The sequence below is a fragment of the Labrys sp. F242 genome, from assembly GCF_057813875.1.
Genome location: NZ_JBVASG010000001.1, coordinates 1,719,789 through 1,735,391 on the forward strand (window position 1 = coordinate 1,719,789; position 15,603 = coordinate 1,735,391).

11 protein-coding genes are annotated in these 15,603 nt (G+C 62.5%); 9 read left to right on the forward strand and 2 right to left on the reverse strand.

All coding sequences use genetic code 11. From position 1 onward, the window contains the following. The first annotated feature begins 309 nt into the window (after positions 1-309). From ACZYTC_RS08005 to ACZYTC_RS08020, 4 genes are all read left to right on the forward strand, one after another. On the forward strand, positions 310-1,620 hold the full coding sequence (locus ACZYTC_RS08005) for an N-acetylmuramoyl-L-alanine amidase (RefSeq protein ID WP_441771837.1): 1,311 nt from the start codon (positions 310-312) through the stop codon (positions 1,618-1,620). 258 nt (positions 1,621-1,878) lie between these two features. Further along, positions 1,879-4,293 carry a penicillin-binding protein 1A gene (locus ACZYTC_RS08010; protein WP_434956595.1) on the forward strand — a complete coding sequence of 805 codons (2,415 nt, stop codon included), beginning with the start codon at positions 1,879-1,881 and terminating at the stop codon, positions 4,291-4,293. Positions 4,294-4,488: 195 nt separating this feature from the next. Beyond that, a protein-coding gene (prfB, locus tag ACZYTC_RS08015; RefSeq protein ID WP_441771835.1) for a peptide chain release factor 2 occupies positions 4,489-5,620 on the forward strand; the annotation gives its coding sequence in 2 pieces (ribosomal slippage) (positions 4,489-4,557 and positions 4,559-5,620; 1,131 coding nt in all). 53 nt (positions 5,621-5,673) lie between these two features. Continuing rightward, positions 5,674-6,459 carry an inositol monophosphatase family protein gene (locus tag ACZYTC_RS08020; RefSeq protein ID WP_441771834.1) on the forward strand — a complete coding sequence of 262 codons (786 nt, stop codon included), beginning with the start codon at positions 5,674-5,676 and terminating at the stop codon, positions 6,457-6,459. A gap of 42 nt (positions 6,460-6,501) precedes the next feature. Here the strand turns inward: ACZYTC_RS08020 and ACZYTC_RS08025 are convergent, their stop codons facing one another. Both ACZYTC_RS08025 and ACZYTC_RS08030 read right to left on the reverse strand, forming a co-directional pair. Beyond that, positions 6,502-8,166, reverse strand: coding sequence for an L-lactate permease (locus tag ACZYTC_RS08025; protein ID WP_434956592.1), 1,665 nt, complete (start codon positions 8,164-8,166; stop codon positions 6,502-6,504). A gap of 139 nt (positions 8,167-8,305) precedes the next feature. Beyond that, positions 8,306-10,135 carry a PHA/PHB synthase family protein gene (locus tag ACZYTC_RS08030; protein WP_488989261.1) on the reverse strand — a complete coding sequence of 610 codons (1,830 nt, stop codon included), beginning with the start codon at positions 10,133-10,135 and terminating at the stop codon, positions 8,306-8,308. A gap of 165 nt (positions 10,136-10,300) precedes the next feature. Between ACZYTC_RS08030 and ACZYTC_RS08035 the strand changes: the two genes are divergently transcribed. The 5 genes from ACZYTC_RS08035 (at position 10,301) to ACZYTC_RS08055 (ending at position 15,484) form a co-directional block, all read left to right on the forward strand. Beyond that, positions 10,301-10,678 (forward strand): hypothetical protein, encoded by a 378-nt coding sequence (locus ACZYTC_RS08035; protein WP_488989262.1) that lies wholly within the window; start codon positions 10,301-10,303, stop codon positions 10,676-10,678. A gap of 134 nt (positions 10,679-10,812) precedes the next feature. Beyond that, on the forward strand, positions 10,813-12,030 hold the full coding sequence (locus tag ACZYTC_RS08040; protein ID WP_434956589.1) for an LL-diaminopimelate aminotransferase: 1,218 nt from the start codon (positions 10,813-10,815) through the stop codon (positions 12,028-12,030). A gap of 227 nt (positions 12,031-12,257) precedes the next feature. Next, complete coding sequence (guaB, locus tag ACZYTC_RS08045; RefSeq protein WP_441771832.1) at positions 12,258-13,754, forward strand: IMP dehydrogenase; 1,497 nt, start codon at positions 12,258-12,260, stop codon at positions 13,752-13,754. Further along, the gene (locus ACZYTC_RS08050) at positions 13,754-14,176 is read left to right on the forward strand and encodes an MAPEG family protein (protein ID WP_488989263.1); all 423 of its coding nucleotides are present in this window, start codon (positions 13,754-13,756) and stop codon (positions 14,174-14,176) included. Before guaB ends, ACZYTC_RS08050 begins: the two co-directional genes overlap by 1 nt. Before the next feature lie 3 nt (positions 14,177-14,179). After that, positions 14,180-15,484 (forward strand): RsmB/NOP family class I SAM-dependent RNA methyltransferase, encoded by a 1,305-nt coding sequence (locus tag ACZYTC_RS08055; protein WP_488989264.1) that lies wholly within the window; start codon positions 14,180-14,182, stop codon positions 15,482-15,484. Positions 15,485-15,603 lie beyond the last annotated feature (119 nt).

The window sequence follows — 15,603 nt, forward strand, 5'->3', positions numbered from 1 at the left end:
AGAGCAGAATTGTTTTATCGAGTTATTGTTCGATTTGGCAAGGATTTCCGTTGGCTGTTGCAAGAAGGACACGGACAATGTGGGGGCTGCGTTAACGTTGGGGATACCCTTCGGCGCCAGCATCATTGTTTCGCCACTTCCAAGCGGATATTGGCGGGGCTGAATTCCGTGTGGGATTCCGCCTTGCAGCGACAGGGGGCGTGACCGAGTGTCCTGCGTGGCTTTTCGATCTGCCGGGCCTGCCTGTGCGGCAGGCCTGTTCGACGCAATTTGGAGATGATGGGCGGAATGAGGCTCGCCGCGATAGGCATGCTCGTCTTGTTGGGGGTGGGGCTGGTCCAGGGGGCTCGCGCCGCCCAAGGCCCCGTTGCCCCTCCGGCTACGGCCGAGCCGGCAGCGACGCAGCCACCCGCCGCCCAAGCACCTGCTGCTCCCACGCCGTCCGCCCTGACGGCCAGCGACGCACGGCTGGCTGGCGACGACAGGCGCACGCGTCTGATCGTCGATCTTCACGGTCCCGTGAGCGGTCTGAATTTTCGCGTCTTCGTGCTGCCCGATCCCTATCGCGTGGTGGTCGATCTGCCGCAGATCGAGTTCGGCATACCTCCTGAGACAGGCAAGCACGGACGCGGCGTGGTCAGCGCCTATCGGTTCGGTCTGATCGCGCCCGGAAAGTCGCGTATCGTTCTGGATCTGACCGGACCGGCGGCGGTGGACAAGTCCTTCCTCCTTGATGCACTGGACGATCAACCCGCCAGGCTGGTCATCGATCTGGTCAAGACGGAGCGGGCTGCCTTCCTGCGCACGGCGGCGAGCCAGAAGAACTCGGATATGAGTGTGCATCCGCAAACGCCGCAACCCTCGCCCCCTCTGCTGCCGGAAAACCAGCCGGGCCTGCCCGTAGTCGTGGTCGATCCCGGTCATGGTGGCATCGACATGGGGGCGACATCCAAATCGGGTGAGCAGGAAAAGACCATCGTGCTCGAATTTGCCAGGAGGCTCGCCGACAAGATCAACGGTTCCGGCCGTTATCGGGCGGTCCTGACCCGAGACAGCGACACTTTCATCACACTCGCCGGCCGCGTTCAGTTCGCCCGGGCCAACCGGGCATCGCTATTCATTTCCGTGCATGCCGATACCCTGCACGACCCCTTCGGTGTCAGGGGCGCGACGATCTACACTCTCTCGGACCGGGCATCCGACGCCGAATCGGCGCGCTATGCCGAGCAGGAGAACAAGGCCGACGCGATCGCGGGCGTTGACCTGGCATCCGAGCCTGGCGATGTGGCCGATATTCTGATCGATCTCACGCGGCGCGAGACCAAGTCCTTCTCCAACGGATTTGCCAAGGTCCTCATCGATCAGTTTCAGGCGGCCGCCACGCTCAACAAGAATCCGCACCGCTCGGCTGGCTTCAAGGTGCTGACTGCGCCCGACATCCCCTCGGTGCTGTTGGAACTGGGCTATTTGTCGAGCCGGGACGACGTGAAACTGCTGACATCGGATGACTGGCGCAACCGCGCTGCCGATGCCGTGGTGACGGCGATCGACGGCTTTTTCCAGCAGCGCCGCGCCAACCAGCCCGCGGCATCGAGCGGCTCTGCGCCCGCGACGCCTTGAAGCGTTTTGCGATCTGCTTGGCAGGGTTCAAAAGGCCTTCTTGTAAGCTCCGTGCACAGGCATGTTGCCGGAGAGCCGCAGTTTCTCCACAAAAGCCCTGCAAAAGCATGCAGGTGCGGACGCCGCCCTTGGGTTCGGCTGGCCCGGCATGTTAGACGTCAGTGGAATGTGCCGGGGCTGCCGGTGTGAAAACGAACGGCTTCGGCCCAAACCCGGCAATGGCAGGGCAGGGAAGATAGTGCCGATGAAAGCGTTGTGATGAGACTTTTCGTTCGGTTCCTTGGATTTTTGTTCACAACGGCATCGATGTTGTTCCTTGTCGGGGGATCGTTCGTGGCCCTCTATGTCTGGGCCAACACACGCGACCTGCCCGATACTGCAGCGCTCAAGGATTACGAACCGCCGGTGATGACCCGCGTGCATGCGGGTGATGGTGCGCTCCTGGCTGAATATGCGCGCCAGCGCCGCCTTTATCTGCCGATCGAAGTGATGCCGCCGCTCCTGACCCACGCCTTCATGTCGGCGGAGGACAATGATTTCTACAATCATGTCGGCATCGATCCCAAGGGCGTGCTGCGCGCGATGATCGCGAACGTCACGCATAAGGGCCGCCGCCAGCAGGGTGCATCCACCATCACGCAACAGGTTGCCAAGAATTTCTTCCTCGCACCCGACCAGAACATCGTGCGCAAGATCAAGGAAGCCATCCTGGCCCTGCGGATGGAGCAGACCTATTCGAAGGACAAGATCCTCGAGCTTTATTTGAACGAAATCTACCTGGGCATGGGCAATTACGGCGTGGCCGCCGCCGCCCTCAATTATTTCGGCAAATCAGTCGACGAACTCGGCATCGCCCAGGTCGCCTATCTCGCCGCTCTTCCGAAGGGGCCGAACAACTACAATCCGATCCGCAACCACGACGCGGCCGTCGGTCGACGCAATTGGGTGATCGACCAGATGGTTTCCAATGGCTACATCTCCAAGGAAGAGGGACGCAAGGCGCAGGCCGAGCCTCTTGCGGTGACGCCGCGTTCCTTCGAAGGCGCCCAGAGCTACGCGGCCAATTATTTCACCGAGGAGGTCCGGCGCGAAATCGCCGAGCGCTATGGTGAGGACAAGCTCTATGAAGGCGGCTTGTCCGTGCGCACTACGCTCGATCCGAAGCTCCAGCGCCTGGCTCGTGATGCCATGGTGGCGGGGCTGGTGCGCTTCGACGAGCGTGGCGGCTTCCGCGGCCCGGTCAAGAATGTCGACCTCGGCGAGGATTGGGGCGTGACGCTGGGGGCGGAGAAGCGTCTAAGCGATATCAAGCCCTGGCAACTCGCCATCGTTCTGGATGCCGGCGACAACTCGGCCCGTATCGGCCTGCAGCCGCCACTGGACCGGTTCGGCTCGATTTCCGCCGACCGACCGACCGGCTCGATCAATTTGGACGGCGTGAAGTGGGCACGTCAGCGCGGCCGGGCCGCCAACAAGGTGAGCCAGGTCCTGAAGGTGGGCGACATCGTCTATGTCGAACCCAAGACCGATGGCACCTATCGCTTGCGGCAGATCCCGGAAATCTCCGGCGCCATGGTGGTAATGGACCCCTATACCGGCCGCGTGCTCGCGATGGTCGGCGGCTTCTCCTTCGATCAGAGCGAGTTCAATCGCGCCACCCAGGCGCAGCGCCAGCCCGGTTCTTCCTTCAAGCCCTTCGTCTATGCCACCGCCATCGACAATGGCTACACGCCGGCCTCGGTGGTCATGGACGCGCCGATCGAGATCAACCAGGGCAATGGCGAGACCTGGCGCCCCTCCAATTACAGCAACAGGTTCTACGGCCCCCAGACGCTGCGCTTCGGCATCGAATATTCGCGAAACGTCATGACGGTGCGTCTCGCCCAGGACGTGGGCATGCCACTGATCGCTGAATATGCGCGACGCTTCGGCGTCTATGACGATCTTCCGCCTTACCTGTCTGGCGCGCTTGGGGCTGGCAACACCACGGTGATGCGCATGGTCGCCGGCTATGGCATGCTCGAAAATGGCGGGCGCCTGATCAAGCCGACCCTGATCGACCGCATCCAGGACCGCTGGGGCAAGACCATCTACAGGCATGACGAGCGCATCTGCCAGGGCTGCAATGCCGATGCCTGGAGCAACCAGGACGAACCGCATCTGCTCGATCCGCGCGAACAGGTGCTCGATCCGATGACGGCCTATCAGGTCACTTCCATGCTGGAAGGCGTTATTCAGCACGGCACGGCCCAGTCGCTGCGTTCGCTCAATCGCCCGATCGCCGGCAAGACAGGCACCACCAACGATGAGAAGGATGCCTGGTTCATGGGCTATTCGCCCGATTTGGTCTGCGGTCTTTATGTCGGCTACGACACACCGCGCCATATCGGCAATGGTGTCACCGGCGGCAGTCTCTCCGGGCCGATCTTCGGCTCCTTCATGAAGGCCGCCCTGGCGGACAAGGCGCCGGTGCCCTTCCGCGTGCCGCCCGGCATCAAGCTGATCCGCATCGACCGCAAGACCGGCATGCGCTCCGATGGCGGCGGTGCCATTCTGGAAGCCTTCAAACCCGGCACGGCGCCGCCCGACAACTACACCGTCATCGGCTCCGGCGGTGGCTCGGAGGGCGGTGGTGGCGGGCCCGTCTCGATGGGGACGGGCGATCTCTACTGATTGTCCTTTCCCTCACCCGGTAGCTTGCCTATATGAAGCCCGACTAGAGCGTTTTGCGATTTGACGGAATCATCTAGAATCACAAAGACGCTCTAGCCAATCCGTTGGATTGGCTTGGAAACAAAGAATTAGAGCAAATAAGCGTTCACACTTGAACGCGCTTTACTCTAGCAATCCCGAACGAGCGGTTCATTCATGCGCGCTGAAATCCTGTCCTTGGCGGACGAAATCAAGCAGTCTGCTGGACTGCTGAGGAGGCATCTTTGACTGGGATACCTCCTACGCCCGCCTGCAAGAACTGAACCACCTCTCCGAACAACCTGACTTCTGGAACGACGCCGAGAAGGCACAGAAGCTGATGCGTGAGCGCACCGATCTCGATGATCGGCTGTCTGCTCTCGTGCGCATCGAGAAGGATCTGGATGAGACGCTCGAGCTCGCCGAGCTCGGCGAGGCCGATGGCGACGAGTCGATCGTCGACGAGGCGGAGAGCGCCCTGACCGCGCTCAAGAAAGAGGTCGTCGAACGCCAGTTCGAGGCTTTGTTCTCCGGTGAAGCCGACAACAACGATACCTATATCGAAATCAACTCCGGGGCCGGCGGCACCGAGAGCCAGGACTGGGCCAATATGCTCCTGCGCATGTATACGCGCTGGGGCGAGCGGCACCGCTTCAAGGTCGAGTTGATGGACTTCACGGACGGGGAAACCGCCGGTATCAAATCGGCCACCATCCTGGTGAAGGGCACCAAGGCTTATGGCTGGGCCAAGGTGGAGTCGGGCGTGCATCGCCTCGTGCGCATTTCGCCCTATGATTCCAACGCACGCCGGCATACGTCTTTCGCCAGCGTCTGGGTCTATCCGGTGATCGACGACTCGATCAACATCGAGATCAACGAGTCCGATTGCCGCATCGATACCTACCGCGCCTCCGGCGCCGGTGGTCAGCACGTCAACCGGACGGATTCGGCGGTACGCATCACCCACAATCCCTCGGGCATCGTGGTAGCCTGCCAGCAGGATCGTTCGCAGCACAAGAACCGTGCGACGGCCTGGGCTATGCTGAAGGCGCGCCTCTACGAGGCGGAGCTCAAGAAGCGCGAGGAAGCGGCAATGGCGACCCATGCCGGCAAGACCGACATCGGCTGGGGCCACCAGATCCGTTCCTATGTCCTGCAGCCCTATCAGATGGTGAAGGACACCCGCACGGGCTACACCTCGGGTACGCCCGGCGACGTGCTGGACGGCGACCTCGACGATTTCATGAAGTCCGCCCTGGCCCAGCGCGTCTATGGCGGCGGGCCCGACGCGGTCGAAGACATCGACTAGTGAGAAGCCGGAGCTGCGCTCCGGCTTTTTCTTTTGAATAGAGCACGTTAGAGATGAGTTCCGATCCGATCTATCAGCGCTACTCCTTTGCCCACGGCCTGATCAAGGAGGCCGGTGCCCTGGCGCTCGGCTATTTCAACGAGCTAGGCAGCCTGACGGTGAAGAGCAAGGGATTGCAGGACGTGGTCAGCGAGGCCGACCTGCAGACCGAGCTGCTGATCAAGAAGCGTATCGCCGAATCCTATCCGGACGATGGCTTCTTCGGCGAGGAAACCGGGCCGAGCGGCATTGGGGACAGGCGCGGCATCTGGGTCGTCGATCCTATCGACGGCACCCAGCCTTTCCTGAGCGGCCTGTCTTCCTGGTGCGTGTCGATCGCATTCGTCTATGATGGCGCATTGCAGTTCGGTCTCGTCTACGCGCCCAAGGACGATGAACTGTTCGCCGGCGGGCTGATCGCGCCGGCCACGCTCAATGGCCGGCCGATCGCTCCTCACAAGGGTAGTGCTCTCAGCGAAGGCGTGGTCAGCGTCGGCTACAACAACCGCATCAAGCCGAGCGAAGTTCTGGCCGTGCTGGCGCGGTTGCTCGAAGCGGGCGGCATGTATCAGCGCAACGGTTCGGGCGCGCTGTGCCTGTGTTATGTCGCCTGCGGCCGCCTGCTCGGCTATGTCGAATCCCACATCAACTCCTGGGATTGCCTCGGCGCCATCGCCATCATCCGCGCCGGCGGCGGCCAGACCAACGATTTCCTTGCCGGTGACGGCCTGGTGCAGGGCAACGCCATCATCGCGGGAGGGCCGGCGATCTATCCGGCGCTCGTGGAAGTGCTCGGCTGAAGCGAGATTCAGGCCGGCTGTCATCCCGGCCTGAGGAATATGTCATCCCAGCACCATGGCGGTGAAGGGATAGACATAGGCTTGCAGGGTCACGAACAGGCCGACGAGGCAGGCCAGAATGATCGAGTGCAGGAAGACGTAGCGCAGGATCGTGCCTTCATGCCCATACCAATTGGTCGCGGTGGAGGCCACGACGATCGATTGTGCATCGATCATCTTGCCCATCACGCCGCCGGAGGAATTGGCGGCTGCCATCAGCACCGGTGACAGGCCCAATTGCTGCGAGGTGATCTTCTGCAGGTTGCCGAACAGCACGTTGGAGGAGGTGTCCGAGCCGGTCAGTGCGACACCGAGCCAGCCGAGCAACGTTCCAAAGAAGGGATAGAACACGCCCGTCGCCGCAAAGGCGAGACCAAGGGTGGCGTCGACGCCGGACAGGCGTGTCAGCGTGCCGATCGCGAGCATGGCCGAGATAGTGATCAGCGAGATCGCGCACACCTTGATGGTGCGGCCATATTCGACGATGAGCTTGGCGGGCGAAAAACCCATCAGCAGGCCGGACACGAGGGCTGCCAGGAGCATGCCCGTGCCCGTGAAGGACAGATAGGTGAAGGAGAAGATCGCGCTTTCCGGCGTGGGTTTGGGGACGACGGGCGCCACCCTGCTGATCTGATTGTGAAGGTCAGGCACCTGGTAGTTCCAGGAGAAGATGGCGTTGGCCCAGGTCTTGAAGGCCCCGGTGCCCCAGATCAGCATGAAGATGCAAACCAGGATCCAGGGAAGCAGGGCACCCCAGAGCTGCTTCTGGGTCAAGGCGGCGCGATCGGCCTCCGTGCGAGGCCTTGCCAGATTTGCCGAGGGGTCGTTGCTGCGCAGGGCCGGCGAGAGCCAGAGCTCTTTCGGCTGCCAGACCTTGAGGAAGAGGATCAGGCAGCCCATCGAAATCAGCGAGGCGCCGATGTCGACGATCCAGGGATTGATGTAGTTGGAGATCAGGAATTGCGGCACGGCGAAAGAGATGCCGGTGACCAGGATCGCCGGCCATACGCCGATCATGCCGCGCCACCCGGCGAAGGCTCCGATGACCCAGAAGGGCACGATCAGGGAGAACAGGGGCAATTGCCGGCCGACCATGGCGCCCAGCATATAGGGATCGAGCCCGGTCACCGATGCCAGTCCCTGGATCGGCGTGCCCAAGGCGCCGTAGGCGACCGGTGCGGTGTTGGCGATCAATGACAGGCCGGAAGCCGCCAGAGGCGAGAAGCCGAGGCCGATCAGGATCGCGCCGGTGATGGCAACGGGCGTGCCGAAGCCGGATGCCCCTTCGAAAAAGGCACCGAAGGAGAAGGCGATCAGCAGCAATTGCAGGCGGCGGTCTTCGGTGACACCACCGATGGCCCGCTGCAGGAGTTCGAACCGGCCGCTTTCGACGGTGATGCGGTAGAGGTAGATCACGTTGAGAACGATCCACCCGATCGGGAAGAACCCGGTGACGACGCCGAGCAGGGAGGCACGGATCGACAGGCCCGCGGGCATGGTAAAGATGAAGACCGTGATGAGATTTGCGGCGATGAGGGCGACCACCGCCGCGATATGGGCTTTGACCTTGCCGCTGGCGATCAGAACTAGCAAGGTTACCGCGGGGATGGCGGCCGCTATGGTGGAAAGTACTTCGTTGCCGAGGGGGTTGTAAGTCTGATTCCACATGTCAGGGCTTCCCGATTACGACTTGTATCGTTGGGGTATGCCATGTGGAACGTCGGACGATTTGACCGTAAAATCAAGACAGGTATTCAGATGCGGCCCTGCTACATGCGCGGGGCCGCATGATCCGTCTCGGTTCGCCTTAAGACTTCACACGCACATAGCTGCCGGGGGCATCGCCGAGTGGCCTGCGACGTCCGCCAGGCTTGCGCTTGTCGGCGGGGACTTCCTCGGGCGCCTGCTTCTTCAGCCAGGTCAGCCAGTCCGGCCACCAGGAGCCGGGGTGTTCGGTGGCTCCCTCCAGCCAGTCCTCATAGCTGCCCGTGGTGGGGCCGCCCAGCCAGTATTGGTACTTCTTGCGGGCCGGCGGGTTCACCACGCCGGCGATGTGGCCAGAGCCGGACAGGACATAGCGCACCGGCCCGCCAAAGGCCTGCGCGCCGATGAACACGGAATTGGGCGGGGCGATGTGGTCTTCGCGCGTGGCCAGTTCGTAGATCGGGATCTTGACCTTCTTGAGGTCGAGGGTCTCGTCACCCACCGTCATGCGCCCGCGCGTGAGGTTGTTCTCCAGATAGCAATTACGCAGATAGAAGGAGTGGTTCTTTTCGGGCATGCGGGTGGCATCCGCATTCCAGTAGAGCAGGTCGAACGGGGTAGGTTGCTTGCCGCGCATGTAATTGTTGACGAGATAGGGCCAGATCAATTCCTGGCTGCGCAGCATGTTGAAAGCGGCCGCCATCTTGGAACCGGGAAAATAGCCGTGCTCGGCCATGGTTTTCTCGATCCATTGGATATGGTCCTCATCGGCGAAGACCTTGAGATCTCCAGCCTTGTCAAAATCGACCTGCGTAGCGAACAAGGTGGCGGATGCGATGCGTCTGTCGCCCTTGGCGGCCAGCCAGGCCAGCGTCACCGACAGCAAGGTGCCGCCGACGCAGTAGCCGATGGCGGAAACTTCCTTCTCACCAGTGATCTTACCGATCTCGTCGAGGGCGGTGACCGGACCTTCCTTCATATATTCGAGGAAGCCCTTGTTGCGCTGCTTCTCGTCCGGGTTCACCCAGGAGATCACGAAGACGGTCAGGCCCTGGTCGACGCACCATTTGATGAAGCTCTTTTCGGGCGTCAGGTCGAGGACGTAGAATTTGTTGATCCAGGGCGGACAGATCAGGATGGGTCGCTTCAACACGTCGGCCGTGGTCGGCGTATATTGCAGCAACTCCATGGTGGCATTGCGGAACACCACCTTGCCCGGTGTGGTGGCGAGATTGACGCCCACCTCGAATTTCGAGGTGTCGGATTGACGGATCTTCAGCTCGCCCTCGCCGGCGTCGATATCCTCCTTCAACATCTCCAGGCCGCGCACCAGGTTTTCGCCGTTCTCGGCCAGCGTGTCGCGGATGAGCGCAGGATTGGTGGCGATGAAATTGCTCGGCGAGATCGCGGCCGAGACCTGCCGGACATAGAAATCGGCCTTGTGGCGCATGCGAGGCTCGAGCCCGTCGGCCTCGTGCACCAATTTTTCCGCCCAGCGGCTGGTGATCAGATAAGCCTGCTTGAGCAGGTCGAAATATTGGTTCTGGCTCCATTCGGGATCGCGAAAGCGTGCATCCTTCGGGTCAGGCTCCGCCACAGGCTTGGCTTCCTCGCCGGCCATGCGCTGCAACGAGGAGGTCCAGAGGGACATGAAGCCGCTGGCGAGGCTGGTCTGGGCCTGCATCGCGCGCTGCGGATCGGACAGCCAATATTGGGCGAGATGGCCGATGGAATTGACGGCGTCGGTGACTTCCTCGGTGATGTCGCTCTTGACCCTGCCATCCTCCCGCGGGCGCAGATAGGCCGCCAGAGCCTTGCCGCCTTCTTCCACGGCTCGGCCCATATTGCGGGCGAGCACCTCGATATCGACCGGTCCGAAAGCTGCCACGGTCTCGGCTGAGGGGGGCGGATTGGCGGTTTTGTCGTTCTTCATCGCGTCCCTTCTTGGCTTCTCACGGCCCCTCATTAGAACATGTTTTTCCTTCCTGTGAATGCTTCTTCGCATGGCTTTGTGAACCATGACGTTGATTTCATCGATTTTCCCTGTTTGCCGATCGGCCGGCGCTCTATAAGAGGGGGGAGAAATTGCGAGAACGTCATGCGGATCCTTTCCTTCCTCGTCGTCGCCGTCTTGGCCGGCATCGGGCTTGCAAGCTGTGCCGGAGGCTCTGGCCAGACCAGCAAGCGCTTCGGGCTGACCTCGGGTCCGTTGCCGACGCCCCAGCCTTTCGTCACTCAGTCCCGCGTGAGCCAACCCAACGCCTATCCCAGGATCGGCGCGCTGCCGCCGCCCCGCGGCGACCAGATCCTGTCCATGAGCGAGCGCAAGGCACTGGAAGCCAGCCTGCTGGCGACACCGGGGCGGCAGCCCAGTCCTGAGGAACTCAAGGCGCGTTCACAGGCCAACCGCAAGGTAGCCTCAAAGCGTGTTCCCCCGTCGCAGCGCAAGCATGTCGGCTTCTTCCCACCGCAATGATCGATATCGTGCTGCCGTAGATCGATTTTCACGATTGGCGCAGATTTTTGGCATTTCTTTTGCCATCATTCATCGAAATGATTTAGAGGTTCGCTCCCGTAACCCTGAATGCGCCGTCGCGCGAAAGCATCGTCATGTCCGACTTTTACTCAACCCGCCGTTTGCCGCCCTATGTCTTCGAGCAGGTCAACCGGGTAAAGGCGGCAGCACGCGGGCAGGGGGCAGATATCATCGACCTGGGCATGGGCAACCCCGATCTGCCCACGCCGAAATTCATCACTGACAAGCTGATCGAAACGGCCCAGAAGCCGCGCACCAATCGCTATTCGGCCTCCAAGGGCATTCCGGGCCTGCGCAAGGCCCAGGCCAACTACTATGCCCGCCGCTTCGGCGTGAAGCTCAATCCCGATACCCAGGTCGTCGCCACGCTGGGGTCCAAGGAAGGCTTCGCCAATATGGCGACCGCCATCACCGCGCCCGGCGACGTGGTGCTCTGCCCCAATCCGTCCTACCCGATCCACGCTTTCGGCTTCCTGATGGCGGGTGGCGTCATCCGCTCGGTTCCGGCCGAGCCGAACGAGGATTTCTTCCGCTCGGCCGAGCGGGCGGTGAAGCACTCGATTCCCAAGCCGATCGCGGTGATCGTCTCCTATCCCGCCAATCCCACAGCCTGCGTCGCCAGCCTCGATTTCTATCGGGACCTGATCGCCTTCGCCAAGACGCATGAATTGTTCGTGCTCTCGGATCTTGCCTATTCGGAAATCTATTTCGGCTCGGAGCCGACACCCTCCGTGCTGCAGATCCCGGGCGCGATGGATGTCGCGGTCGAATTCACCACCCTGTCCAAGACCTTCTCGATGGCGGGATGGCGCATGGGCTTTGCCGTCGGCAATGAGCGGCTCTGCGCCGCGCTCGCCCGTGTGAAATCCTATCTCGACTACGGCGCCTATACGCCGATCCAGGTCGCGGCGGCCGCGGCGCTGAACGGTCCGGAAGATTGCATCGCCGAGATGCGCGAGACCTATCGCAAGCGTCGCGATGCCCTGGTCGAAAGCTTCGCCCGCGCCGGCTGGGAAGTGCCGATCCCGCCGGCTTCGATGTTTGCGTGGGCGCCGATTCCGCCCAAGTTCAAGGAATTGGGCTCGGTCGAGTTCTCCAAGCTCCTGATCGAGAAGGCGTCCGTTGCGGTCGCGCCCGGTATCGGCTTCGGCGAGCATGGCGACGATTTCGTGCGCATCGCCTTCGTGGAGAACGAGCAGCGCATCCGCCAGGCGGCGCGCAATATCCGCAAGTTCATGGATGGCGCCGACCAGACCCTGCACAATGTGCTGCCTCTGACGAAATCAGCGTGATGCGGTGTGCCGGTCCCGCTCCACCTCGAGGGAGCTGAGAAGACCTGCACACCGAAATTTCCCCTCACGACGAAAAATGCATGGCTGACAGGCAGTAAAAAGACGGCTGCCCGTCTTTCCCTTGTCGATTTCAAATGGTAAACGATCGCGCCAACCCAGCTCCGGCGGCACGAATTCCTGCCCCCCGAAGCCGGATCGATTCTGCTTTTCCTGATTGAGAGTTGGCAATGACACGCATCGTTGATTCATCGCTTTTTCCTGAAGCGCTTACCTTTGACGACGTGCTGCTGACACCCGGACATTCCGAAGTGTTGCCGGCTCAGGCCGACATCCGTTCGCGCGTCACCCGTTCCATCTCGGTCAATCTGCCGTTGCTGGCTTCGGCCATGGACACGGTAACCGAGGCGAACATGGCGATCGCCATGGCGCAGAATGGCGGCATCGGCGTGATCCACCGCAACCTTACCCCCGAAGAGCAGGCCGAGCAGGTCCGCCAGGTCAAGCGTTTCGAGAGCGGTATGGTGGTGAACCCGATCACCATCCCGCCGGAAGCGACACTGGCCGATGCGCTGGCCCTGATGAAGCGCCATCGCATCTCCGGCATCCCGATTGTCACCGGCGCAGCGCCGGGCGTACCGGGCATCCTGGTCGGTATCCTCACCAATCGCGACGTGCGCTTTGCCGACAAGCTCGACCAGCCCGTGGCCGAACTGATGACCAAGGAACGCCTCATCACGGTGAAGACGGGCGTGGAGCAGGAAGAGGCCAAGCGCCTGCTGCATCAGTTCCGCATCGAGAAACTGGTGGTGGTCGACGAGGATTATCGCTGCGTCGGCCTGATGACCGTCAAGGACATCGAGAAGGCGACGCTCCATCCCAATGCCTGCAAGGACGGCGAGGGGCGCCTGCGCGTCGCGGCGGCTTCCACTGTCGGCGACGGCGGCCATGCCCGCTCCGAAATGCTGATCGATGCCGGCGTCGACATGATCGTGGTCGATACCGCCCATGGCCATTCGCAGAAGGTGCTCGACGCGGTCGCGCGCATCAAGCGCCAGTCCAATTCGGTGCAGGTGGTTGCCGGTAATGTCGCCACCGGCGAGGCGACCCGCGCCCTGATCGGTGCGGGTGCCGATTCCATCAAGGTGGGCATCGGTCCCGGCTCGATCTGCACCACCCGCATCGTGGCGGGCGTCGGCGTGCCGCAGCTCACCGCCATCATCGACTCGGCCAATGCGGCGCGCGAGCATGACGTACCGGTGATCGCCGACGGCGGCATCAAGACCTCCGGCGATTTCGCCAAGGCGATCGCGGCCGGCGCTTCGGTCGCCATGGTCGGTTCGATGCTGGCCGGTACGGACGAGACGCCCGGCGAGGTCTATCTCTATCAGGGCCGCTCCTACAAATCCTATCGCGGCATGGGCTCGATCGGCGCCATGTCCGCCGGCTCGGCAGACCGCTATTTCCAGGCCGACATCAAGGATTCGATGAAGCTGGTGCCGGAAGGAATCGAAGGCCAGGTTGCTTACAAGGGGCCGGTCTCGGCCGTGCTGCACCAGCTCGCCGGGGGCTTGCGCGCCTCGATGGGGTATGTCGGCGCCGAGACGATCGCCGATTTCCAGGAGCGCGCGCGCTTCGTACGCATCTCGAATGCCGGCCTGCGCGAGAGCCATGTGCATGACGTGACCATCACCCGCGAGAGCCCGAACTATCCCGGCCGCAACTGATGTCGATTGCAGCCGTTCTCACGCCCGTCTTCCTGCAGGTCCTGCTGACGTTCGCATTGTTGTTTCGCCTCGGCATGGTGCGGGCTGCGGCCTTGCGTCAAGGAGGTATCGACCTTGATGATGTGCGGCTCAACGGGCGCGTTTGGCCCAAGCTGCCACTGCAGGTGAGCAGCAGCTTCGACAATCAGTTCCAGATCCCGGTGCTGTTCTATGCGATCACCGCCCTGGAATTGATCACGCATGCCACGGATATCTTCTTCGTCGTGCTCGCCTGGATCTTCGTGGTTTCGCGCTATGTGCATGCGGGCATTCACATCACGTCCAATCGCGTAAAGTTTCGTTTCCGGGCTTATTCCGTCGGTGTGGCGGCGCTGATCCTTGCCTGGTTGCTTTTTGCCTTCAAAGTTTACACAGGCGCCTGATCGATGATCCCTGCTGCCCGCATTTCCGCCGCCTTCGAAATTCTCGCCGATATCGAGGCCCGCCGCCGTCCTGCTGCTGATGTGCTCAAGGACTGGGGGCTCTCGCATCGCTTCGCCGGCTCCGGCGACCGTGCCGCGCTGGCGGGGCTGGTCTATGACACCTTGCGCCGCCGCGCCTCGGCGCGCTGGCTGATGGACAACGAGACACCACGCGCCTCGCTGATAGGCATGCTGGTCTTGCAGCGCGGAGAGACGATCGAAACGCTCGACGCGCTGTTCACCGGCGAGCGCTTCGCGCCAGAGCCGTTGACCGATGACGAGCGCAAAGCGCTGGCCGGACGCAAGCTGGCCGATGCCGAGCCGGACATCCAGGCGGACGTGCCACGCTGGCTCTGGCCTTCCTTCGAGGCGGCTTTCGGGGAGGATGCGATCGCGGAGGGGCGGGCCCTGGCCGAACGCGCGCCGGTGGATCTGCGCGTCAACGCGCTGAAGACTTCGCGGGACAAGCTGCTCGCCGAACTGGAGCCTCTTGGCGCCAGCGCCACGCCGCTATCACGCTGGGGCGTGCGCGTGCCGCTCGGCGCCGACGGCCGCAGCCCGGCTGTCCAGGCCGAGGAGAGCTTCCAGAAGGGCTGGTTCGAGATCCAGGACGAGGGTTCGCAATTGGCCGGCCTCGTCGCGGCGGCGAAACCCGGCGAGCAGGTGCTCGACCTGTGTGCCGGCGGCGGCGGCAAGACGCTGGAATTCGCGGCCGCGATGGAGAACAAGGGCCAGGTCTTCGCCACCGACAGCGACAAGCGCCGCCTGGCACCGATCCACGACAGGCTCGCCAGGGCGGGTGTGCGCAACGTTCAGGTCCGTACGCCAAGAGGACGTGTATCTGGTGGCGCCTTGGCGATCGACGATCTCGACGGCCGCATGGATCTGGTGCTGGTGGACGCGCCCTGCTCGGGAAGCGGCACCTGGCGCCGCAGCCCCGACACCAAATGGCGCATGCGCCCCTCCAGCCTGGCCGATCGCCAGAAAGACCAGGCCGCCGTGCTCAGGGCCGGTGCCCGCGCGGTGAAGCCGGGCGGGCGGCTGGTCTTCGTCACCTGCTCCGTGCTGCCCGAAGAGAACGATGCCTCGGTGAAGGCCTTCCTGGCCGACCATGCCGATTTCACCGCTGCCTCCTTGCCGGAACTGGCCAAGGGCGCGGGGCTCTCGGCTTTCGCGCGTTTCAGCTCGTCGGGCGGCACCGGCTTGCAGCTTTCGCCCCATCGTTCCGGCACGGATGGTTTTTTTATCGCCCTGCTGCACAGGAAGTAGATGGTGTGCCGGTCTTCAGACCGGCATGGAACTGCGGTGCTTGCCTGAGTTATATTGCCGGTCTGAAGACCGGCACACCAATTCACGCTCATCGCCGCGAATTGGCGCCAGCGCAAGAT

What these genes read in the sequence shown, in the direction of transcription:
- ACZYTC_RS08055 (WP_488989264.1), top strand. Translation starts at nt 14,180, where the DNA reads ATGATCCCTGCTGCCCGCATTTCCGCCGCCTTCGAAATTCTCGCCGAT.
- ACZYTC_RS08035 (WP_488989262.1), top strand. Translation starts at nt 10,301, where the DNA reads ATGCGGATCCTTTCCTTCCTCGTCGTCGCCGTCTTGGCCGGCATCGGG.
- ACZYTC_RS08025 (WP_434956592.1), bottom strand. Translation starts at nt 8,166, where the DNA reads ATGTGGAATCAGACTTACAACCCCCTCGGCAACGAAGTACTTTCCACC.
- ACZYTC_RS08010 (WP_434956595.1), top strand. Translation starts at nt 1,879, where the DNA reads ATGAGACTTTTCGTTCGGTTCCTTGGATTTTTGTTCACAACGGCATCG.
- ACZYTC_RS08050 (WP_488989263.1), top strand. Translation starts at nt 13,754, where the DNA reads ATGTCGATTGCAGCCGTTCTCACGCCCGTCTTCCTGCAGGTCCTGCTG.
- ACZYTC_RS08030 (WP_488989261.1), bottom strand. Translation starts at nt 10,135, where the DNA reads ATGAAGAACGACAAAACCGCCAATCCGCCCCCCTCAGCCGAGACCGTG.
- guaB (WP_441771832.1), top strand. Translation starts at nt 12,258, where the DNA reads ATGACACGCATCGTTGATTCATCGCTTTTTCCTGAAGCGCTTACCTTT.
- ACZYTC_RS08040 (WP_434956589.1), top strand. Translation starts at nt 10,813, where the DNA reads ATGTCCGACTTTTACTCAACCCGCCGTTTGCCGCCCTATGTCTTCGAG.
- ACZYTC_RS08005 (WP_441771837.1), top strand. Translation starts at nt 310, where the DNA reads ATGCTCGTCTTGTTGGGGGTGGGGCTGGTCCAGGGGGCTCGCGCCGCC.
- ACZYTC_RS08020 (WP_441771834.1), top strand. Translation starts at nt 5,674, where the DNA reads ATGAGTTCCGATCCGATCTATCAGCGCTACTCCTTTGCCCACGGCCTG.